Origin of the sequence: Pseudomonas sp. S150 (genome assembly GCF_004526365.1) — a bacterium.
GTDB lineage: Bacteria > Pseudomonadota > Gammaproteobacteria > Pseudomonadales > Pseudomonadaceae > Aquipseudomonas > Aquipseudomonas putida_A.
In genome coordinates, this window is the sequence record NZ_CP038207.1 from 878,303 (window position 1) to 897,531 (window position 19,229).

Genomic DNA, 19,229 nt, shown 5'->3' on the forward strand with positions numbered 1-19,229 from the left:
TGAACCTGTGGGAGGGGGCTTGCTCCCGAATGCGGTAAGTCAGTGACGATGATGTTGCCTGATTCGACGCCTTCGGGAGCAAGCCCCCTCCCACAGGATTTGTGTGAAATCAGAAGCTGTAAGTACCGGTCATCACCACACTGCGCGGTGCGCCTGGCTGGATCTGAAATTGGCTGGTGGCCGAGGCGTAATACTCGCGGTCGGTGATGTTGTTCAGTGCCGCGCGCAAGTCCCAGTCCTTGAAACGGTAGCCGACCAGCGCATCCCAGCGGCCGTAACCCGGCAGCACGGTGGTGTTGGCGTTGTCGGCATAACGCTGGCCGACCAGGGTCAGACCGGTTTCGCCGTACCAGCCCATCTCCGGTTTCCAGGTCAGAAACAGGCTGCCGTTGTGTTTGGCCACGTTGTTGACGCGTTTACCTTCCAGGCCGTTGTTATCCTTTTCGATGGTGGTGTCCTGCACGCCGACGCCACCGCGCATGTACCAGTTGCCGACCAGTTTGCCGGTGGCGGTCAGCTCCACACCCCGTGAGCGCTGAAGACCGGTCATGACGGTCAGGGTCGGATCGTTCGGGTCGCTGGTGCGGCGGTTGTAGAGTTCCAGGTCGTAGACCGCCAGCGTGGTGCTCAAGCGATCATCCAGCCAGTCGCTTTTCACGCCGATTTCTTTCTGTTTGGTCAGCTCCGGACTCAAGTCGTTGCTATTGCCGGCAGCCCCCGGGGTGATGCCGATCAGGCCGCCGCCAACGGGCGAGAAGGTCTTCGACCACGAGGCATAGAACGAATGATTCTGCAGTGGCGTCCAGACAATCCCGAAGCGTGGACTGGTGCTGTGGCTGTCGCGATCCTCAGTGAGGTTCTTGAGCTGGTTGGTCGACTCGATATCGAACGTGTCGTAGCGCAAGCCGGCCAGAAGTTGCCATTGATCGTTCAGACGCAACTGATCCTGCACGTACACCGCGCGGCTTTCGACTTCGGTGTGGCTGTCGCTGAACACCTGCATGCTGCCGGTGTGACGGAGCTCGCGGTTGGGGTTGAACAGGTCGAGCGATGGCACCGGTTGTGCGCCTGGGGTCTTGCCAGTCGCGGCGTTGTACAACTTCGGATCACGGCGCTGGCTGCCGATCTCGACGCCGGTCAGCAGGCGATGCTCAAGACCAAAGGTATCGAAACCGCCTTCCAGCTCAAGGTTGTTGTAGACGTTGCGGGTGGTCAGATTCTGCTGCCAGTGCTGGCGCGCGACCTTGTTGGTTTTCGGATCGAAGCTGGTCAGGTAGGTGTTGTCGAAATCGCTGTCGAGCTTGAACACGCCGAGGGTCTGGCGCAGCTGCCAGTTGTCGTTGATCTCGTAGGTGAGTTTCGAGCGCAGGGACTGCGCCTTGTCGTCGATGAAATCGTGATCGTTGCCGTAGGTGGTGTCGCGACCGACATCCGCCGGGCGGCCATTCACACCGGGAATGCCGCGATCCGGTGTGCGGTTGTAGCGGCTGTATTCGTATTGCACCAGCCAGTTCAAGTCTGGGGTCAGTTGCCAGCTCATCGACGGCGCGAACAGCTGGCGGTTGCCACTGACGCCGTCGCGGAAGCTGTTTTCATCCATGTTGCCCATGTTCAGGCGCAGGCTGAGGTTTTCGCTGGGGTCGGTGCTTAGGTCGGCGTACAGGCTGCGCAGGTCGTCGCTGCCGCCTTGGGCCTCGATGGTCGAACGACGACCGAACTCGGGCAGCTTGCTCACGCGGTTGACGATCCCGCCCTGGCTGCCACGGCCGTAAAGTACCGCCGCCGGACCTTTGAGCACTTCGACCCGCTCGATGTTGTGCAGGTCGCGCTTGTACTGGCTGTCGTCGCGAATGCCGTCCAGATAGAAGTCGTTGCTGGCGTCGAAGCCGCGGATACGCAGACTGTCGAAGCGCGTGTCGGCGCTGCTGCTGACGTTGGGAATCCCGCTCAGGGCGTCACCGATGTCATTGGTGCCGTAGTCGGCGACGTTCGTGGTCTTGATCGAGTCGATGGCCTGCGGCACGTAACGCACCGGGGTCGAGGTGCGAGTCGCGGTGTTGCTGATCTTGACGCGCGGGTCCTCGGCTTGTTCTTCGGCGCTGATCGCGGTGGCGGGCAGTTCGGTGGCGGAGTAAGCAAAACCGCTGGACAGAAAGGCAGACAATCCAAGGGTGACAGGCGTGAGGCGGAACGGGGCAGGCATGGAAAAGCGCATCCGAAAGGGTAAGGAAATTCAAACGCGCGAATGGTAATGCTTTGCATTTGCTTCCGTAATTTATTCCTGAGAAGTTCCCCTGTCAGATTGTTTCAATTTATGTCGATTTCGATACATCCTGACCGGTCGATCCATTCGACCGATTCTCGAAACAGTCTGAGAGCCATTCCGGCGTTTTTCCCCAACACGCGTAGGAATAGTCTGCCGGCATCGAATTTTTCTACTTTGCTGCCGGAGTTCTCCCATGATCCTTCATTACATCTACGACCCATTGTGCGGCTGGTGCTATGGCGCCAAACCGTTGGTGCAAGCGGCGCAGCAAGTACTGCCGGTCGTCGCCCATGCGGGCGGAATGATGAGCGGCGCGAATCGCCAGCGCGTTTCGCCGCAACTGCGTGATTACGTCATGCCCCACGACCGGCGCATTGCCGAATACACCGGACAACCCTTTGGCGAAGCGTATTTCGAAGGTCTGCTGCGTGATCAATCGGCGGTTTTCGATTCGACGCCGCCGATTGCGGCGGTGATGGCGGCAGAGTCCATCGACGGTCGCGGTTTGCAGATGCTCGGACGTTTGCAGACGGCGCATTACGTGGAAGGACGGCGGATTGCCGATGAATCCGTACTGTTCGAACTCGCCCGTGAGTTGGGCTACACCCGTGACATCTTCGCGGCTGCGTTTAAATCCGTTGATACGACAGCGCATGTAAAAGCCAGCCGAGAACTCTTGGCACAACTGGGTGGCCAGGGATTTCCGACATTGGCGCTGGAGCGGGACGGGCAATTCACCTTGATCGACATCAGCCCCTGGCTTGGCAAACCGCAGGCCTTCGCCGACTGGTTGGGGCAAGCGGTTGTCACTGTTGAGTCGGGGCAATCCCCCGCGCAATGCGGTCTCGACGGTTGCGCGTAATCGCACTGGATTCACTGGCTGAGCGCATTTCCGAGCAATACGCTATCGCAAAATTTATGATTCTTAGACGATTTTTACCTATTTAAAGACGATTCTTGAAATTGACACATTATTGAGGGCGCGGCTACGATTCGGCCCAACGCCTGTGGCCAACCGCCATGACTCAAAAATAATAAAAGGGCCCGACACGGTTTTGCCGTGGGCGGGTCTTTTTGTTTCGGGGTGAAAAAAGAGTGCAATAGCGCCGTTTCAGCCGTTCGACACAGCGCGTTTCAACCCGTAATAAGGAAAACAAAATGTTGAACAAGCGAATCAGTCTGATCGCACTGGGGATGTTGAGTGCCACTTCGGCAATGGCTGACGGCCAAGCCGAATCCAAGGGTTTTGTAGAAGACAGCAGCCTCAAAGTGCTGCTGCGCAATGCCTATATCAATCGTGATTACAAAGATGGTAACCCGGACAAAGCCGAGTGGGGCCAGGCGGCCATCGGTACGTTCTCTTCCGGCTTCACCCAAGGCACCGTGGGTGTGGGTGTCGATGCTTTCGGTCTTTACGCACTGCGTCTGGATGGCGGCAAGGGCCGCAGCGGCGCCGGTGGTATCGACTTCTTCAAACAGGGTGACAGCGGCAATGCGGCTGACGACCTGTCCAAGGGTGGCGCTGCGGTCAAATTCCGCGTGTCCAACACCGTGCTGACCTACGGCGACCAGATGCCGGCCCTGCCGGTGCTGAACTACGACAACTCGCGTCTGCTGCCGGAAAGCTACACCGGTACCTTGATAACCTCCAAAGAGATCAAAGGCCTGCAACTGGACGCCGGTCGTTTCACCGCCGAATCGCGTAAAAGCGCTGAAGGCCGTGACAGCGGTGGTCTGAAGTCGATCAACGTGTTGGGCGGTAGCTACCAGTTCACCGAACAGTTCAAGGCGGCGTTGTACGCTTCCGACGTTGAAGACGTCATGAAGAAGCAGTACGTGAACGCCAACTACGTGTTCCCGATCGACAAGGATCAGTCCCTGACCCTGGACTTCAACGGCTATCGCACCAAGCTCGACAAGTCCTATGCCGACATCAAGAACACCGGCGGCCAGGACAACAAGATCTGGAGCCTGGCGGCCACATTCGCCACCGGCCCGCACTCGTTCACCGTGGCGCACCAGCGCAGTACCGGTGACAGCAATCTGGGTTATCCGTACGGCGGTTATCAGAACGATGGTCGTCGTCAGGGCGACGGTGGCAACACCATTTACCTGGCCAACTCGTACTGGTCGGACTTCAACGCTGAAGACGAGCGCAGCTGGCAACTGGGCTACGGCCTGGACTTCGGTGCCTTTGGCGTACCTGGCCTGAGCTACAACTTTGCTTACGTGCGTGGCGACAACATCACCACCGACACCAGCAGTGGCGGCACCGAGCGTGAGATCTTCAACCAGGTCAAATACGTCGTGCAAAGCGGTCCGGCGAAAGACCTTAGCGTGAAACTGCGCAGCTCGATTCTGCGCGTGTCGCAGAAATCCGCCGACTACAACAGCAGCGGCAACGAAGTGCGTGTGTTCGTGGACTACCCGATCAACATCTTCTGATGAACGATCCGGTGTAAGAAACATGAGAAAACCCCGACTGGCTCGGGGTTTTTTTTCGACGTCTTTTTCGCAAAAACCGTAAAAAACCCGTGTTTTTGTCACGTAAAAGTTGTTTTGAAGCGTCTTCAAGTACCGTTTCAAGCAGGGCTTTAAATGCCTGAAATTCTTTCTCATGGACGCAAATTCTCCACCTAATAGATTAGGCCGCTCAACACAGCGGAGAATTTGGTAATGATCGTTTTGAACAGAGAAGTGGGCGAATCGCTACGGCGCGACAAATATGTCAACGTCCAGGGTGGTGACTTCAATCTCTACGGTCATTTTGCCGACTTCGTCAGACTGACCAAAAGTTGGGAAAACATGGAGCCAGACAGTTATTACGGTCAGGCCGAAGCCGGCATGCGTTACCGTCGTTACAGCGACTTCGAGTACAACCCGAAAACACGTGAATTGAAGCAACTCGAGCATCGCGCGTACGTGCAGTCGAAAGAGAACAACGCCTACGTGGGCGGTGTTGTGCGGCACTTTCAGGACTTCTCTGATGAAGTGATCACTTCGCCGGTAATGCGCAGCCTGATCGACACCGATTTTGAAGTGTACAAAAGCGTGTTGCCGGAAGAATTGCACGATGAGATTTGGCAGTGCCAGATTCATCAGATCCGCATCGAGATCAAACCCGGCAAGCAACTGGAAATCACCCCGGAAGGGATTCACTGCGACGGCTATCCGTTCAGTGGTGTGCACTTCTGGGGGCGCAACAACGTCGAGGGCGCGGAAAGCCGTTTGTACGATGTTCACGAGCATCAACTGGCGTCGACCACCTACAAGGAAATCCTCGACACCACGTACTTCCTTGATCGCGACATGCGCCATTACGTGACTCCGGCGCGCAACACCCACACGCATGCCATGGCGTACCGGCAGATTCTGGCGATTTCCTTCTCGCGGCCCGGGACCGCTTTCGACATTGTTCGCTAATCAGATCACCCCAATCGATGGCGTCGAGTGCTCGACGCCGGTGGTGCTGCGACGCGCCACCGCCAAGGACGCGCAGCGCATGGAGCGCTTCTTCCGGCAGTTCGACGAAGTGTCGTTCTGCGAATGGCAGGACGCCAAATGCCTGCGCGGTGTATTGATCCAGAAGACCACCACGGCCTATCTGGCCTTCGACGTCGAAGGCGAAATCGTCGGTGCGGTGCTCGGCGGCATGCTCGGTAGTCGCGGCACCATCAACCACTTGGCGGTCAGCCCACGCTATCGCAGTCAGGGCGTCGGCCAGCGGTTGGTGGAAGCGGCGTCATCCGACATGAAACGGGTCGGTGTATTACGGATGTTTCTGTTCGTCGACGATGCTAACCTCGCGGGCAAGCGATTCTGGACTTCCCAGGGTTTTTGCGAACCCCACGGCGAGCGGACATTTGAGAGGGATCTATGAATGAAACGTCCGGCAGTGCGCCGCTGATGGCTGCTCATCAGCCATCGCGCACGTTTGCCGAAGCCAGCCCGGTGGTGGCCGGTTACTTCACGGTGTCGTTCGTGTTCGGGCTGATGGCGGTCAACGCCGGGCTGCCGATGTGGCTGCCGGTGGCGATGTGCTTGTTCGTCTACGCCGGCGCTTCGCAATTCGCCGCACTGGCGCTGATCTCCAGCGGCGCTTCGCTGACCACCATCGTGCTGACCACCTTCCTGATCAATGCGCGGCACATGCTGATGTCGGTGTACATGGCCAAGGCCTTGCGCGCATTGGGGCTCAGCCGCATGGAGCGCTGGGCTTACGCCGGTGGCCTGACCGACGAGTCCTTCGCGTTCCACAGCGTCAAACTGGGCACCGGCGCGCCGGTCAACATTCGTTACCTGATCGGCTTCAACCTGTTCTGCCACACCTCTTGGGTGCTGGGCGGATTGTTGGGCGCTGTCTGCGCGCAATATGCATCGCACCTGATCAAATATCAGCTCGACTACGCACTGACCGCGATGATGCTCTACGTGCTGGTGTCGCTGTGCAACACCCGCAACAAACTCATCGCCGCAGCAGCTGCCGTCGCCTGCATGGGCGCGCTGAGCCTGGTCGGTACTTCGCCGTTCAACGTTTTCATCGCCACGTTCGTGGGCTGCGGAGTGGGTGTATGCCTGACCAAACGTTCCTGATTCTGGTGGTCGCGCTGATGATGGCCGTGACCTTCCTGCCACGCGCGCTGCCGCTGCAAGTCAACACCGAGCACTGGCCGCCGTTCGTTGCGCGGGCGCTGGAATACCTGCCGGTGGCGATCGTCGCTGCGATCAGCCTGACACCCTTGTTGATCAAGGATCAGCACCTACAGCTCGATCGCCCGGAATTTTATGCAGCCATTCCGACGTTGTTATGTGCGTATTTCAGCAAAAACCTCTTTCTCAGTGTGGCGGTTGGGACGGCTGCGTACATTGCGCTCGGCTCGTTCATGTAGCGGCAGATCGACCACGTCATTCAGGGCCTGCCCCGACAGGTTCGGGTTGTTCACCGCCAGACGCACTTCGAGGAAATCCTCGAATCCGGGGAAAATCGTCAGGCCGTTCTTTTGCGCGGCCTCACGAGACACCATGCCCACCGCGTCCATCTGCGTGATCAGCGACAGGGTCAGGGTTTCGCTGCAGGAATAGACCATGCGTTGACCGTTCTCGTGATTGCCCAGTCCGGCGTCGAGAAAACGCAGGAAACTGTGGGAATACGGACAATCTTCCGCAGGACGCACCTGAAACTTGTTGCCCAGCAACGTCAGTGGATCGTTTTCCTGCCCGCAATGGGCACCGACCACCTGCACCTGCACATCCGGCAAAACAATGCTCGGCAAACCCGGCCGCTGCGGGCCGATCAGCACCGCGAGGTCAAAGTCCTCATTCTTCAGCTTGCTGAGGTTTTCCATCGACTCGGCGTAGCTGAATTCCATCTGGTAATCGGGAAACACCTCAATCAGGCGTCCGATCATTCGCCGGTTGAAGTCAGACGACAACGTGTTGTTCAACGCAACCTTCAATGTGCGCTGGCCGGGTACCTTGAGCGCCTCGACCTTTTCTTCCATCTGTCGCGTGGCAATCAGCACTTTGTCCATGTAGGGCGTCAGCTCCGTGCCTTGCGGCGTCAGCGTCAGCCCTTTGTTGGAACGTCGAAACAAGCGGAAACCGAACTGCTCTTCGACCTTGTTCAACTGCGCGGCCAAGGCCTGCACAGTCAGGCACGAATGCTCGGCTGCGGCCGACAACGAGCCGGTCTGCACGATGCGCATGAGGTTGCGTAAGGTTCTGCTATCCATGGGTAATGCCCTCTGAAGTGGGCTGGGTATTGTTGTTTACGAGACTGCCGATCCGGCGTCATATGCTGGCTATATTCCAGCACCTGAGCATAGTTGTCGCGGGTTTAGTAGCGAATTGATGTCCCCGCCGATGGCTGGAAGCTGACACAGGATCGGGATTTTTGATGACGTGGGGGTGATTGGGGTCAAGAAAAGTGCGTGGTTTTGGTGCGCAGGGCGGGTTTTTCGAGGAAAAACGGCTTATGGCTCCTGTAATTTCCCCGGCGACATATGCGGATATTTTTCAGCTATGAGCGCGAGTGCCCTTAGCATCAGGGAGGCTTTCCAATTTCTTCGCCACCGGGTTGTTGCGACTCTGGAGCTGCCATTTACGGGGCGCTGAAGAGCGTCCGCATGTGAATGCACATAGGGAAAGTTCGCCAGCACTCCGACCAGGCAAGCGAAATGCTCAAGTAAAACAGGCAAAAAAACCGACATTGTTGTCGGCTTTTTGCTCCCTTGAACGGGGGAAGAGGTCTCACCCGAGCGCTGATTTTCAGGTCATCAACGGGGTTCCTAACACCGACTATCGCCACCTGATGGCAGTCGGTTTCGCGCTCTTGAGGCAGATCCTCTGCCACGGGACATTAACGTGTCAACTTGGGATTCTCAGGCGTTTATTCGTATACGAATAATTTCATTGAAAATATTCATATCTGTACTACGCTCAGCTTGCGGACCTGCGAAGAAGGACAATCATGCCTACCTCATCCCCAGCCCTCACCCCGCGTGAACAACTCGACGTCCCCGAAGCCGGGCGCGTCGCGCTGAAGTTTTTCTTCAACCTCATGGAGCGCTGGGGTTGCAACGCCGAACAGCAGCGCACTTTGCTGGGCGGCGTCGGCAACACCACGTTCTACAAGTACAAACACCTGCCGCCAAACATTCGCCTGCCGCACGACACGCTGGAGCGCATCTCGTATCTGATGGGCATTCACAAGGCCTTGAGCATCATCTTCAGCAACAGCAGCGAGCGCGCCTACACGTGGGTCAGCAGCCCCAACACGGCTGCACCATTCAATGGTCGAACGGCGCTGGATTACATGCTGGCCGGGAGGGTGGTCGATATCGCCGACGTGCGCCGCTACCTCGACGGGGTGCGCGGTTGAAGGCCCCGCCGCTGGCTGAGCCGCAATGGCCGAAGGCCTACCGGATCGTCAACAGCAGCTTCCCGCCGATTGCGTTGTTCGAAGACGTGCTCGACCCCGAAGACCTGGAAATCGCCTACGCGCTGGAAGCACTGACCAACGATCGCCTGATCGAACAGGCCGGCGTCCTCGCCCGCGTGCGCCCCGAAGACCGGCTCTCCGGCCCCGGTTCAACTCCGGTGATGGCGGCGTTCACCCACATCGGCAAAAGCAGTCGCTTCACCGATGGCACCTTCGGCGTCTACTACGCCGCCAGCAGCCAGGCCGCGGCCATCGCCGAAACCTGCTATCACCAGGAACGCTTCCTCGCGGCCACCAACGAAGCGGATCTTGAGTTGACCATGCGTACTTACGTCAATCGTGTGGTTAAGCCGGTGCATGATGTTCGTGATGACTTTCCCGATTTGCATCAACCCGATCCAGACGCCTATGGCCCATCCCAGGCGTTTGCCCGACAACTGCGTGAGTCTGAATCGTGGGGGATGCTCTACAACAGTGTTCGCCTAACGGGGCACGAATGTGTTGCTGCGTTCCGCCCGCCAGCGGTATCGATTCCGAAGCAGGGCAAACATCTGCGTTATGTGTGGAGTGCGAGTCAACGCAGGATTTCGTTTGTGTTTGAGATCAGTCAGGTTTGAAACACAAGAAGCCCTCGCGGTATGGCGAGGGCTTTCTTTTGGCGGTTTACGTCAACGGCTTGCTGTTGGCGCATCCAGAACTTTCACCACATCGTCAATCAGCGCCTTGCTCAACTCCTGCAGATACTGCGAGGCGTAAGCGTGAAGGTCAGGATCGCGAGAAACTGTGGAATCTGCAGTCAGTAACTTGGAAATGTGAAGCAAGTGTGAGGCGTGCGAGAGGGCGGCCATCACTGGAACACCACGATTGGTGCGGAACAGCGCTTGATTGGCCTGGAAGGAAAAGTGCGTAAGGCCTGGTGTTTTCAAATCGAGGTAGTCGGTCATTTCGCTTCACCTGCCGTACGTAAGGCGTGGTGTGAGGTGACCGGTGTGGCAGCGCGGCGGATTAAGGATGGATCGATGGCATTCATTTGTGAACTCCCTGTATCAAATGAGAGCCGCCATTTTCGTTCTCAGGCGAAAGGGTGGCAGCTATGCGCAGGCTGAGAAACCGGAGATACAGGAACCCGGCAGACCCGAAGGTCTCCCACGCACAGCCGCCATTACACGTGAGTGCGGACACAAAAAAGCGCCGGCAATCGTGATTTTGGGCGCTGGTGCGCCTGTATCTTACGCGGGTTCTCAGGCCCGGTCGCTGAATTGGCAGCGACGGGTTTGACGGTAGCTTGCGGAGGACGGGTGCGCAATCGTGGCCAGGTGGTGGCCGTTGCCATCTCTGTGTAGTGCAACACTTATGTTGCGCTCGCAGCAAATATGTTGCACATTCGCTTTACCGAAACGGCGAGTGATGCACATGAAGTACAGCGAGTTTCGGCGATAGTTGAAAGCCCAAGGCGTTGAGTTTCAAACCGGCAAGGGCGGTCACTTCAAGGTTTCCTTGAATGGCAAATCAACTGTGTTTCCCGACCATGGAGCCAAGGAAATGGGCGAAGGGTTGAGAAAATCGATAATCAAGCAGCTGGGCCTCAAGGATTGAGACCCGGCTGTACCCATCTGAGGAAGTGTGATGTTCGAATATGCGTTGGAAGTTCACGAAGAGCCGGGCAGTGTCTGGCTGACCTGCGCAGAAATTCCTGAGATGCACGCCGTTGGCGACACCCTCGAGCAAGCGTTGGACACCGCCATTGATGCAATCGAGACGGCGCTCTCGATATACGTTGATGATCGCCGGTTGATTCCGACCGGGCAGGCAGGAGAACAGGCAAGTGGCGTCGTATTGCGTCTGCCTGCGCTGACTGCAGCAAAGGTTGCTCTGTGGAATACGCTTTTGGAGTCAGGTTTAAGCAAGGCCGAGTTGGCACGTCGTCTCCGCGTACAACGGCCTCAGGTCGATCGCCTGGTAGATTTCCTGCATCACTCCAAAATCGAGAATGTTGAGCGTGCGTTGCAGCAACTTGGAAGGCGGATTTCGCTTTCGGTTCAAGCTGCATAAGTTCAGCAAGCGAGCGTTGGAGAAAATAGCTGAAGGCGAAGAAAAGGCATGGCAAATGAGCTAGAGCGATTTCAGACGGACTTGATGGAATCTGTACGTCAGATGAAGGCTGGAAAGGCCTCGCGCGTAACGCTGCTGCCGCTCTCGGCGGCCACTGAAGAGCTAAGGAAGGCCGGGGTTTCTCAAAGCGTTTTCGTCGACCTAAGCTCCGTGGTGACACGAGCAAAATAAGGCGGGGAAAAATAGAGTCAGACCACAGTCTCAGCTCGAAACGTGGTCTGGCCCTTATTTCACCTTACTCACGGCCACTTAAACCGTCCCTCCTTGCTAGATGTCGTATTCCATTGAGAGTGCAGTCGATCCCAACGCAGAGCTAAATAAGTAGAGAAAGCCATGCCTAGAAGTACTGCCGTTATCAAGATCGTCGTTAGCAGTACCCAGCGATTCTGCATCTCGAGTCCATCAATCATTAACGCCACCAGCTGCGTCCCGCTGATGTAAGAGGTAAAAAAGACAAAAGCAGATATCGCTCTCGGTATCCCAAAAACCTTAGGGCTTAGCCAAGCAGCTACGAACAGGATGCTCAAACAGAACAGTCCCCATGCGCATAAACCTTGAACTCCAGGTTTGAGATATCGAACGTATGGCGATTTAGGCAGGGTGAGATCTGTGTAGGTAAGGTGTGGGATCCCTGCTATCCGCGCACGTACGCTATAAACGGGCTTTTTACCCGAAGTGATTATATTTAGTGAGATCGAGTCACCGGAGTTTGAGAGGTGCGGTGCGATGCGCACGGCGTTCTCCGTCGTAGATATCTCCACTGGTATATCGCTGGGGGCGGTGCGAGTGATTCGTGCTGTGATGACTTTCGCACCATCCTCGAGATTGATTTCGATGGGTTTGTCGAAATCTTTGGTCAGCACTGCTTTGGAGCCGGTATTAATCAGCTCAACAGTCGAGGAATAGGGGGACTCAATCCTCTTCCCATCAAGTACCAACTGAAGATCATGGATTTGGGATGCTGGCTCGAGGGAGGTAATGGAATTAACCCGAAGCTCCATCCCCTTCGAAGAAGGATCAGACTGCCAGACCACTGGCACCACGACGCCGAGAATGGATACAGAAAAAGTAACCAGAAACTTCCAGTCTAGGAATCGCCAGTTCAAAGCAAACACTCCTTCATCCTGAAGCGCAATTGGGTCTTTCGTCAGCTTGTTACGTGGCTTGTTACGTATTCCAGATAAACAAAAGGCCCGCATTGCTGCGAGCCTTTGTTTTGTATGGTGCCGGCACCAGGAGTCGAACCCGGGACCTACTGATTACAAGTCAGTTGCTCTACCAACTGAGCTATACCGGCGTGTGGGCGACGATTATAGCGATTGGGTTGGTTCTGTAAACCCCTGAATTCAGACTATTTTTACGCAGGCGCTGGATCAGGCTTGGCGTGAGCGGTGTCGCCGAGTTTTTAGCCGCAAAACCGAGGTGCTACGCGATCAAGCCAGAATGAGCGTGAGGGCAGGATTTCTGCACCGTTCAAGCACCCATTTCACCCGTTTATGTCCTTTTGATTGGAAGCTTATGCACAACGGATGGGCGCTACGGCTGCATTGCAGGGGATTTTGTGGACACGTTCTCATTTTGTGCGCAAAGCCCTGTTTTACCGGTTTTTTATCTATATGAACAAAAAATGACCAATGCTGTTTTTGTCATGCAATGGCCGTGGATATTGGATCCACGGGAAAACCATCAACAGAGTTATCCACAGGCTGTAAAGATTTCAAGCGCGCTCGGCCAACAGCAGGAAATTACGCGGAGTCAGCGGTGCGTCGCAGAAGGTGCCGAGTCGTACGACGTATCCCTGTTCGGCGAGGAAAATGGCTCGATCAAGATTCAGCCAAAGCTCCAGTGGTCGTCGGAACAATCCGCGAAGTAATTCCAGGTTGCGAACTTCGGCCAATCGCTGCCAACCGGCAGCTTCCAGTGCCTGCCAGTTCGGCGTGCCGATTGTGGACAACTCCTTCAATGCAGCCAGATCGCGGCAGTAATCGGCGAAGGTTTTTTCCAGCCAGGCGCTGGGCAGGGACGGGGTGGGCAGGTATTCGTCTACTCCGCGCACTTGTCGTTGCAGCAGATCAAAGGCCAAACGTCGGGCCATGGAGGTGTCGCGCTGACGTCGGACTCTTGCACCGGCGGTGACGGTTTCGCTCATGGGCAGTGCCAGATCTTCAAGCGAGAGTTGTAGGGCGGATCGCATGCCGGCGCAGGACAAGGCCTGATACTCGCTGCGATCAATCCGGTTGTAACAGCACGGGGCGATGGCCATCTGCTGACATCCGGCCGCGCTCGCCAGTTGCATCAAGCGCACATGCAGATCGCCGCAGGCATGCAGGGCGACCGGGGTGTGCTGAGCACTTATAACGCTTGCTGCGTCTGCCGCCAGCACATCCTGCTCGACATGCAGGGCGTGCAAATGATGGCGCTGACTTAATGCCTGACCGCTGGCGACCAACGCCGGATCGTATTCAACACAGGTCAGCTGTTGCCCGGCACCCAGCAGGCGTCGGCCCAAATGCCCCTTGCCGGAACACCAGTCCAGCCAGTGCGTCGGCTGCGAGGCAAAAGACAAGCGACTGGCGAACGCCTCGATCTGCTGCCACTTGCGCCCCGGCACATCGACATTCAATCGGTGACCTGGGGTTTCCAGCGCATGCTCCGGCAACTCACCGACCGCGCTCAGCTCAGCCGACAATGCCGCCAATGAGGCAAACGGCTCCGGGGCATCGGCGAGATCGGCAGGATGGTTATGCGCACGCTCTGCATCTTCCAGCGATCGCCCACGCAGCCACAAAGCCAACTCGGGGTAGGCGGTTTCCCATGGAAGCGAACGATGAGTGAATGGACGAGGTTTCCACAGCGCCTGATGCTCAAGCAAAAAGGCATCCAGCGCGGTGAAGCGGGCGAGTAGGGTCTCGCCCGTCAACACGTGGGAAGTTTCAACGCCCTTGGCAGGCATCGACGCGCAGCCAGCGCTCCAGCAGCTTGAAGCCGCGCACCAGCACGTAGGACATCAGCAGATAGAACACGCCGGCGGCGAAGAAGATTTCCACCGGCAGGTAGGTGCGGGCAATGATCGTGCGGGCCATGCCGGTCAGTTCCAGCAGGGTCACGGTACTCGCCAGCGCGCTGGCCTTGAGCATCAGGATCACTTCATTGCTGTAGGCCGGCAGGCCGATGCGCGCCGCTCGCGGCAGCATGATGTAGAACATTGCCTTGGGTTTGGACATGCCCAATGCCCGCGCCGCCTCGATTTCGCCGGGCGGAATCGCCTGGATCGCGCCGCGCAGAATTTCGGCGATGTACGCCGCCGTGTGCAGGGTCATGGTCGCGGTAGTACACCAGAACGGATCGCGCAGGTAAGGCCACAGCGCGCTGTTACGCACTGCATCGAACTGCGCCAGGCCGTAATAGACGAGGAACAGTTGCACCAGCAGCGGCGTGCCACGGAAAAAGAAGATGTAGGCGTAGGGCAAAGCGCGCACGTACCACAGCTTCGAGGAGCGGGCGATGCCCAGCGGAATGGCCAGCAACAGGCCGGCAATCACGGCAATCGCCACCAGCTCCAAGGTCAGGGTCGCGCCCTGCGCCAGTTTTGGCAGCCATTTGATGATCACTTCCCAGTTCATGAAGCGCTCCTCGCAAAGCCGCGAGCGGCGCGTTTTTCCAGGAAGTGCATGCCGGTCATCGCCAGCACGGTGAGGCCCAGATACATGACTGCCGCCACCAGATAGAAGGTGAACGGTTGTTTCGACACGGTCACGCCGATCTGTGCGTGACGCATGATTTCTTCCAGGCCGATCACCGACACCAGCGCGGTGTCCTTCATCAGGATCATGAACAGGTTGCCCAGGCCGGGCAGGGCGATGCGCCACATCTGCGGCATGATCAGCTTGGTGAAGATCCGCCATTTCGACAGGCCCAGCGCCACACCCGCTTCACGATGGCCCTTGGGAATGGCGAGGATCGCGCCGCGGAACACTTCCGTGGCGTAGGCGCCGAAGCACAGGCCCAGCGCGATCACGCCGGCGGCGAAGGCGCTGAGTTGCAGATCGGGATTGCCGAAAAACTCACCGAGGCTGCGCATCAGGTTGACCGTACCGAAGTAGATCAACAGCACCCAGAGCAATTCCGGGACGCCACGCACCAGCGTCGAATAAGTGCCGCCAAGCCATTGCAGCGGCTTGTACGGGGAAGTCTTGGCCAAGGCGCCGAGCAGACCGAGCACCAGTCCCAGGCACAGGGCCGTCAGCGCCAGTTTGACGGTCATCAGCGCACCGGCGGCGAGGGCCGGGCCGAATCCGTAGAGGTCGATAATCATGGATTTCTTTTCAAATCGCGGCAGGCAAGGCCGGGAGCCGGCGCCGTCGGATCACGGCGCCGGTCCCGCAGGTCAGATCAATAGATGCTGAACGGAAAGTACTTGTCGTTGATCTTCTTGTAGGTACCGTCGGCGACGATTTCCTTCAGCGCGGCGTTCAGCTTCTCACGCAGCGGATCGCCTTTACGCACGGCGATGCCGATCTTGTCGCTTTCCACGACAGGGTCGCCCTTGAACTCGTAGTTCTTGCCGGCGTCGGTTTTCAGCCAGTCATAGTTGGCGTACTTGTCGGCGAGGATCGCGTCGACACGACCGGAGGTCAGGTCCAGGTAGGCGTTTTCCTGGGTGTCGTAGAGTTTTACTTCGATATCGCTACCGTAAGTGTCCTCGAGCCAGGTGCCGGCGAGGGTGGCGCGCTGCGTGCCGATGATCTTGCCTTTGAGTGAATCCTTGTCGGTTTTGAACTCTTTATCTTTCTGCGCGATGAACTGCAGCTTGTTCGAGTAGTACGGGTCAGTGAAGTCCACCGCGCCCTTGCGCTCTTCGGTTATCGACAGCGAGGAGACCAGGAAGTCGAACTTCTTGGCGTTCAGCGCGGGGATGATGCCGTCCCAGTCGGAGGTAACCACGCTGCACTCGACTTTCATCTTGGCGCACAGGGCGTCGCCGATGTCTTTGTCGAAGCCGACCACGTTGCCGCTGGCGTCTTTGTTGTTGAACGGCGGGTACGCCGCTTCGATGCCCATCTTCAGGGTCTCGGCCATGGCTCCGGCGCTGAACGCGAGGGTGACGGCGGCGGCCAGGAAGACCTTTTTAAAATTCTGCATGCATGTTGCTCCGTTAGCGGTTGCTGGACATGAATTGTTTGCAGCGCGCCGAAAGCGGGTTTTCGAACACCTGCTGAGGCGATCCTTGCTCTTCCACCAGCCCCTGGTGGAGGAACACCACTTCGCTGGAGACCTGACGGGCAAAGCCCATTTCGTGGGTCACCAACAGCATGGTGCGGCCTTCTTCGGCCAGTGCGCGGATGACACTAAGTACTTCCTGAACCATTTCCGGGTCAAGGGCGGAGGTGGGCTCGTCGAACAGAATCACCTTCGGCTGCATCGCCAGCGTGCGGGCGATCGCCGCGCGTTGTTGCTGACCGCCGGACAGTTGCGCCGGGTAGGCGTGACGCTTGTCGGCGATACCGACCTTGGCCAGCAGCGCTTCGGCGACTTCGATCGCCTCGGCCTTGCTCTGGCCGAGCACGCGGCGCGGGGACTCGATGATGTTGTCGAGCACACTCATGTGCGGCCACAGATTAAAGTTTTGAAATACAAAACCTATCTCGGAACGCAGGCGATTGATCTGTTTGCCATCAGCGGCAACCAGTTCGCCATTCTTGGCGGGCTTGAGCTTGAGTTCTTCCCCGGCCACCAGAATCTGACCCTGGTGCGGGTTTTCCAACAGGTTGATGCAACGCAGGAACGTGGACTTGCCGGAACCGGAGGAACCGAGGATCGAGATCACATCGCCGTCGCGGGCGGTCAGCGAGATGCCTTTGAGCACCTCAAGCTGTCCGTAGCGTTTGTGCAAGTTGCGGATTTCAAGCGCGGGCGTGGCCTCAGCCATGTGCGTTCCTCATATATGTTGCGCTCCTGCTGTTGGCGGGCCTTCCTGGCGAGGCGGCCAAGCTAGCATAGCGTTTCAATGGCAGCCAACAGCGCTACGGGCGGTAAGCGGATGGCGTGTGGCAGGTTGTCGCATCGGCACAGCAGACTGTCGCCCCATCAACAACCGAACGGGTGTTTGATCGTGCAAACCCGTGGGCGTCGCGTAAAAAAAGGCGCGATGTTGCCAGCTTTGGCGGGGTGTTGGAAGCGCTATCCGGCCGAACGTTCCTGAATCGCCCTTTTATTGTGCATCCCACACTTTTTCAGTGTGTTTCTGGTGCGCTGAATCGTCTGAAAAGTGAGTCGCAGGGTAACGCTCTGGCGAATTGCCATTCATTCCAATGACTTGCGATGACTGTCCGGTCTCGCTGAAAACCGCGGCCCAGAAGAGTTTGAAACATTTTGGCGCATTTATTGCGTGCAGAATCTGGAACGCCCTGTTGGTTTCTTTTTACGAGAAGGAAAACCAGACAGGACGGACGCAATCGCTTTCCTCGCAAAGGTAGTTCCGATGAGCAGTACCCCAAGCTCCAATGGCCTCGAACAGGGGCTCAAACCGCGTCATGTGACCATGTTGTCGATCGCCGGTGTTATCGGCGCAGGTCTGTTCGTTGGCTCCGGCCACGCGATCGCTGCCGCCGGCCCCGCCGTGCTGCTGGCCTACGCCGCCGCCGGTACCCTGGTGGTGCTGGTGATGCGCATGCTCGGTGAGATGGCTGTCGCCTCGCCCGACACCGGCTCGTTCTCGACATACGCCGACCGTGCCATCGGGCACTGGGCCGGTTTCACCATCGGCTGGTTGTACTGGTGGTTCTGGGTGTTGGTGATTCCACTGGAAGCCAACGCCGCCGCGACCATTCTCCATGCCTGGTTCCCGGGGATCGAGATCTGGGCGTTTGCACTGATCATCACCATGCTGCTGACGGTCACCAACCTGTTCAGCGTGAAAAACTACGGTGAATTCGAATTCTGGTTTGCCTTGATCAAAGTCCTGGCGATCATCGGCTTCATCGCGCTGGGTCTTGCGGCCGTTTTCGGCTTCCTGCCGAACAGCCAGGTCAGCGGTGTTTCGCACCTGTTTGATTCCGGCGGCTTCCTGCCAAACGGCATGGGCGCGGTGCTGGGTGCAATCCTGACCACCATGTTCTCGTTCATGGGTACCGAAATCGTGACCATCGCGGCTGCGGAATCGAAGAACCCGGGCAAGCAGATTTCCAAGGCCACCAACTCGGTGATCTGGCGGATCGGCCTGTTCTACCTCGTATCGATCTTCATCGTTGTGGCCCTGGTGCCATGGAACGATCCTACGCTGGCCAACCTCGGTTCCTACCAGACCGTGCTTGAGCGCATGGGCATTCCGAACGCGAAAATGATCGTCGACATCGTAGTGCTGGTCGCGGTCACCAGTTGCCTGAACTCGGCGCTGTACACCTCGTCGCGCATGCTGTTCTCCCTCGGCAAGCGCGGTGACGCACCGGCGATGTCGACTCGGGTCAACAAAAGCGGTACGCCTTACTGGGCTGTCATGCTGTCGACCGGCGCGGCGTTCCTCTGCACCTTCGCCAACTATGTGGCCCCGGCTGCCGTGTTCGAATTCCTGCTGGCCAGCTCTGGCGCCATCGCGCTGCTGGTGTACCTGGTGATCGCGTTCTCGCAACTGCGCATGCGTAAACAACGCATGGCCCGCGGCGAGAACATCGTCTTCAGCATGTGGCTGTTCCCGGGCCTGACCTACGCGGTGATCATCTTCATCGTCGCGGCCCTGACCATCATGCTGTTCCAGGAAGCCCACCGCGTGGAAATCCTCGCAACCGGCCTGCTGAGCCTCATGGTAGTCGCCGCCGGCCTGCTGGTCGCGCGCCGCCGCAAGCTGGAAAACCGTGGCGCGGTGGTGTTGAACTGATCCGTAACGCGTAATGCAAAACGGCCGCTGTCAGTGAT

At 57.7% G+C, this 19,229-nt stretch carries 20 protein-coding genes and 1 tRNA gene; 11 read left to right on the forward strand and 10 right to left on the reverse strand.

The window, feature by feature from the left end; genetic code table 11:
- Positions 1–109 precede the first annotated feature (109 nt).
- Positions 110–2,203 (reverse strand): TonB-dependent siderophore receptor, encoded by a 2,094-nt coding sequence (locus tag E3Z29_RS04060; protein ID WP_134785200.1) that lies wholly within the window; start codon positions 2,201–2,203, stop codon positions 110–112.
- A 256-nt stretch (positions 2,204–2,459) separates the two neighbouring features.
- Between E3Z29_RS04060 and E3Z29_RS04065 the strand changes: the two genes are divergently transcribed.
- The 6 genes from E3Z29_RS04065 to E3Z29_RS04090 all read left to right on the forward strand — a co-directional run bounded on the left by E3Z29_RS04065 (position 2,460) and on the right by E3Z29_RS04090 (position 7,155).
- Positions 2,460–3,128 carry a DsbA family protein gene (locus tag E3Z29_RS04065; RefSeq protein WP_134785201.1) on the forward strand — a complete coding sequence of 223 codons (669 nt, stop codon included), beginning with the start codon at positions 2,460–2,462 and terminating at the stop codon, positions 3,126–3,128.
- Between the two features lie 296 nt (positions 3,129–3,424).
- Complete coding sequence (locus E3Z29_RS04070) at positions 3,425–4,711, forward strand: OprD family porin (RefSeq protein WP_027611233.1); 1,287 nt, start codon at positions 3,425–3,427, stop codon at positions 4,709–4,711.
- Positions 4,712–4,942: 231 nt separating this feature from the next.
- On the forward strand, positions 4,943–5,689 hold the full coding sequence (locus tag E3Z29_RS04075; RefSeq protein ID WP_003220699.1) for a 2OG-Fe dioxygenase family protein: 747 nt from the start codon (positions 4,943–4,945) through the stop codon (positions 5,687–5,689).
- A 79-nt stretch (positions 5,690–5,768) separates the two neighbouring features.
- Positions 5,769–6,146, forward strand: coding sequence for a GNAT family N-acetyltransferase (locus E3Z29_RS04080; RefSeq protein ID WP_134787544.1), 378 nt, complete (start codon positions 5,769–5,771; stop codon positions 6,144–6,146).
- Positions 6,143–6,859, forward strand: a complete 717-nt coding sequence (locus E3Z29_RS04085) for an AzlC family ABC transporter permease (RefSeq protein ID WP_003220701.1) — start codon at positions 6,143–6,145, stop codon at positions 6,857–6,859. The genes E3Z29_RS04080 and E3Z29_RS04085 overlap by 4 nt, the downstream gene beginning before the upstream one ends.
- On the forward strand, positions 6,838–7,155 hold the full coding sequence (locus E3Z29_RS04090) for an AzlD domain-containing protein (RefSeq protein ID WP_003220702.1): 318 nt from the start codon (positions 6,838–6,840) through the stop codon (positions 7,153–7,155). Before E3Z29_RS04085 ends, E3Z29_RS04090 begins: the two co-directional genes overlap by 22 nt.
- On the opposite strand, the gene E3Z29_RS04095 is transcribed toward E3Z29_RS04090, so the two are convergent.
- A complete protein-coding gene (locus tag E3Z29_RS04095) occupies positions 7,072–7,998 on the reverse strand; it encodes a LysR family transcriptional regulator (RefSeq protein ID WP_007961685.1) in 927 nt (308 codons plus the stop codon). The two genes, E3Z29_RS04090 and E3Z29_RS04095, sit on opposite strands and share 84 nt — an antisense overlap.
- A 737-nt stretch (positions 7,999–8,735) precedes the next feature.
- On the opposite strand from E3Z29_RS04095, the gene E3Z29_RS04100 reads away from it, so the two are divergent.
- Both E3Z29_RS04100 and E3Z29_RS04105 read left to right on the forward strand, forming a co-directional pair.
- Positions 8,736–9,146, forward strand: a complete 411-nt coding sequence (locus E3Z29_RS04100) for an MbcA/ParS/Xre antitoxin family protein (RefSeq protein ID WP_134785202.1) — start codon at positions 8,736–8,738, stop codon at positions 9,144–9,146.
- Positions 9,143–9,823, forward strand: coding sequence for an RES family NAD+ phosphorylase (locus E3Z29_RS04105; protein ID WP_134785203.1), 681 nt, complete (start codon positions 9,143–9,145; stop codon positions 9,821–9,823). The genes E3Z29_RS04100 and E3Z29_RS04105 overlap by 4 nt, the downstream gene beginning before the upstream one ends.
- A gap of 51 nt (positions 9,824–9,874) precedes the next feature.
- Here the strand turns inward: E3Z29_RS04105 and E3Z29_RS04110 are convergent, their stop codons facing one another.
- On the reverse strand, positions 9,875–10,150 hold the full coding sequence (locus E3Z29_RS04110) for a DUF3077 domain-containing protein (protein ID WP_134785204.1): 276 nt from the start codon (positions 10,148–10,150) through the stop codon (positions 9,875–9,877).
- Between the two features lie 496 nt (positions 10,151–10,646).
- On the opposite strand from E3Z29_RS04110, the gene E3Z29_RS04115 reads away from it, so the two are divergent.
- Both E3Z29_RS04115 and E3Z29_RS04120 read left to right on the forward strand, forming a co-directional pair.
- The gene (locus tag E3Z29_RS04115; protein WP_256662070.1) at positions 10,647–10,802 is read left to right on the forward strand and encodes a type II toxin-antitoxin system HicA family toxin; all 156 of its coding nucleotides are present in this window, start codon (positions 10,647–10,649) and stop codon (positions 10,800–10,802) included.
- Positions 10,803–10,832: 30 nt separating this feature from the next.
- A complete protein-coding gene (locus tag E3Z29_RS04120; protein ID WP_134785205.1) occupies positions 10,833–11,258 on the forward strand; it encodes a type II toxin-antitoxin system HicB family antitoxin in 426 nt (141 codons plus the stop codon).
- A gap of 299 nt (positions 11,259–11,557) precedes the next feature.
- Here E3Z29_RS04120 and E3Z29_RS04130 read toward each other — a convergent pair whose 3' ends face one another.
- The 7 genes from E3Z29_RS04130 to E3Z29_RS04160 form a co-directional block, all read right to left on the reverse strand.
- Complete coding sequence (locus tag E3Z29_RS04130) at positions 11,558–12,424, reverse strand: hypothetical protein (protein WP_134785206.1); 867 nt, start codon at positions 12,422–12,424, stop codon at positions 11,558–11,560.
- A 115-nt stretch (positions 12,425–12,539) separates the two neighbouring features.
- A tRNA-Thr gene (locus E3Z29_RS04135) sits at positions 12,540–12,615 on the reverse strand.
- A gap of 420 nt (positions 12,616–13,035) precedes the next feature.
- Entirely contained in the window at positions 13,036–14,271 is a 1,236-nt protein-coding gene (locus E3Z29_RS04140; RefSeq protein WP_134785207.1) for a methyltransferase, read from the reverse strand.
- Positions 14,252–14,941 carry an ABC transporter permease gene (locus tag E3Z29_RS04145; RefSeq protein ID WP_007961692.1) on the reverse strand — a complete coding sequence of 230 codons (690 nt, stop codon included), beginning with the start codon at positions 14,939–14,941 and terminating at the stop codon, positions 14,252–14,254. Before E3Z29_RS04145 ends, E3Z29_RS04140 begins: the two co-directional genes overlap by 20 nt.
- A complete protein-coding gene (locus tag E3Z29_RS04150; protein ID WP_007961693.1) occupies positions 14,938–15,633 on the reverse strand; it encodes an ABC transporter permease in 696 nt (231 codons plus the stop codon). The genes E3Z29_RS04145 and E3Z29_RS04150 overlap by 4 nt, the downstream gene beginning before the upstream one ends.
- A 77-nt stretch (positions 15,634–15,710) precedes the next feature.
- Positions 15,711–16,460: an ABC transporter substrate-binding protein gene (locus E3Z29_RS04155; protein ID WP_134785208.1), complete on the reverse strand. Its 750-nt coding sequence runs from the start codon at positions 16,458–16,460 to the stop codon at positions 15,711–15,713.
- A gap of 13 nt (positions 16,461–16,473) precedes the next feature.
- A complete protein-coding gene (locus E3Z29_RS04160; RefSeq protein ID WP_134785209.1) occupies positions 16,474–17,247 on the reverse strand; it encodes an ABC transporter ATP-binding protein in 774 nt (257 codons plus the stop codon).
- A gap of 552 nt (positions 17,248–17,799) precedes the next feature.
- Here E3Z29_RS04160 and gabP point away from each other — a divergent pair.
- Positions 17,800–19,191: a GABA permease gene (gabP, locus tag E3Z29_RS04165; RefSeq protein WP_096796704.1), complete on the forward strand. Its 1,392-nt coding sequence runs from the start codon at positions 17,800–17,802 to the stop codon at positions 19,189–19,191.
- Positions 19,192–19,229: the final 38 nt, after the last annotated feature.

Excerpts from the sequence above, each read along its gene's own strand:
- E3Z29_RS04060 (WP_134785200.1), bottom strand. The coding sequence starts at position 2,203 with ATGCCTGCCCCGTTCCGCCTCACGCCTGTCACCCTTGGATTGTCTGCC.
- E3Z29_RS04065 (WP_134785201.1), top strand. The coding sequence starts at position 2,460 with ATGATCCTTCATTACATCTACGACCCATTGTGCGGCTGGTGCTATGGC.
- E3Z29_RS04070 (WP_027611233.1), top strand. The coding sequence starts at position 3,425 with ATGTTGAACAAGCGAATCAGTCTGATCGCACTGGGGATGTTGAGTGCC.
- E3Z29_RS04075 (WP_003220699.1), top strand. The coding sequence starts at position 4,943 with ATGATCGTTTTGAACAGAGAAGTGGGCGAATCGCTACGGCGCGACAAA.
- E3Z29_RS04080 (WP_134787544.1), top strand. The coding sequence starts at position 5,769 with ATGGAGCGCTTCTTCCGGCAGTTCGACGAAGTGTCGTTCTGCGAATGG.
- E3Z29_RS04085 (WP_003220701.1), top strand. The coding sequence starts at position 6,143 with ATGAATGAAACGTCCGGCAGTGCGCCGCTGATGGCTGCTCATCAGCCA.
- E3Z29_RS04090 (WP_003220702.1), top strand. The coding sequence starts at position 6,838 with ATGCCTGACCAAACGTTCCTGATTCTGGTGGTCGCGCTGATGATGGCC.
- E3Z29_RS04095 (WP_007961685.1), bottom strand. The coding sequence starts at position 7,998 with ATGGATAGCAGAACCTTACGCAACCTCATGCGCATCGTGCAGACCGGC.
- E3Z29_RS04100 (WP_134785202.1), top strand. The coding sequence starts at position 8,736 with ATGCCTACCTCATCCCCAGCCCTCACCCCGCGTGAACAACTCGACGTC.
- E3Z29_RS04110 (WP_134785204.1), bottom strand. The coding sequence starts at position 10,150 with ATGACCGACTACCTCGATTTGAAAACACCAGGCCTTACGCACTTTTCC.
- E3Z29_RS04120 (WP_134785205.1), top strand. The coding sequence starts at position 10,833 with ATGTTCGAATATGCGTTGGAAGTTCACGAAGAGCCGGGCAGTGTCTGG.
- E3Z29_RS04140 (WP_134785207.1), bottom strand. The coding sequence starts at position 14,271 with ATGCCTGCCAAGGGCGTTGAAACTTCCCACGTGTTGACGGGCGAGACC.
- E3Z29_RS04145 (WP_007961692.1), bottom strand. The coding sequence starts at position 14,941 with ATGAACTGGGAAGTGATCATCAAATGGCTGCCAAAACTGGCGCAGGGC.
- E3Z29_RS04150 (WP_007961693.1), bottom strand. The coding sequence starts at position 15,633 with ATGATTATCGACCTCTACGGATTCGGCCCGGCCCTCGCCGCCGGTGCG.
- E3Z29_RS04155 (WP_134785208.1), bottom strand. The coding sequence starts at position 16,460 with ATGCAGAATTTTAAAAAGGTCTTCCTGGCCGCCGCCGTCACCCTCGCG.
- E3Z29_RS04160 (WP_134785209.1), bottom strand. The coding sequence starts at position 17,247 with ATGGCTGAGGCCACGCCCGCGCTTGAAATCCGCAACTTGCACAAACGC.
- gabP (WP_096796704.1), top strand. The coding sequence starts at position 17,800 with ATGAGCAGTACCCCAAGCTCCAATGGCCTCGAACAGGGGCTCAAACCG.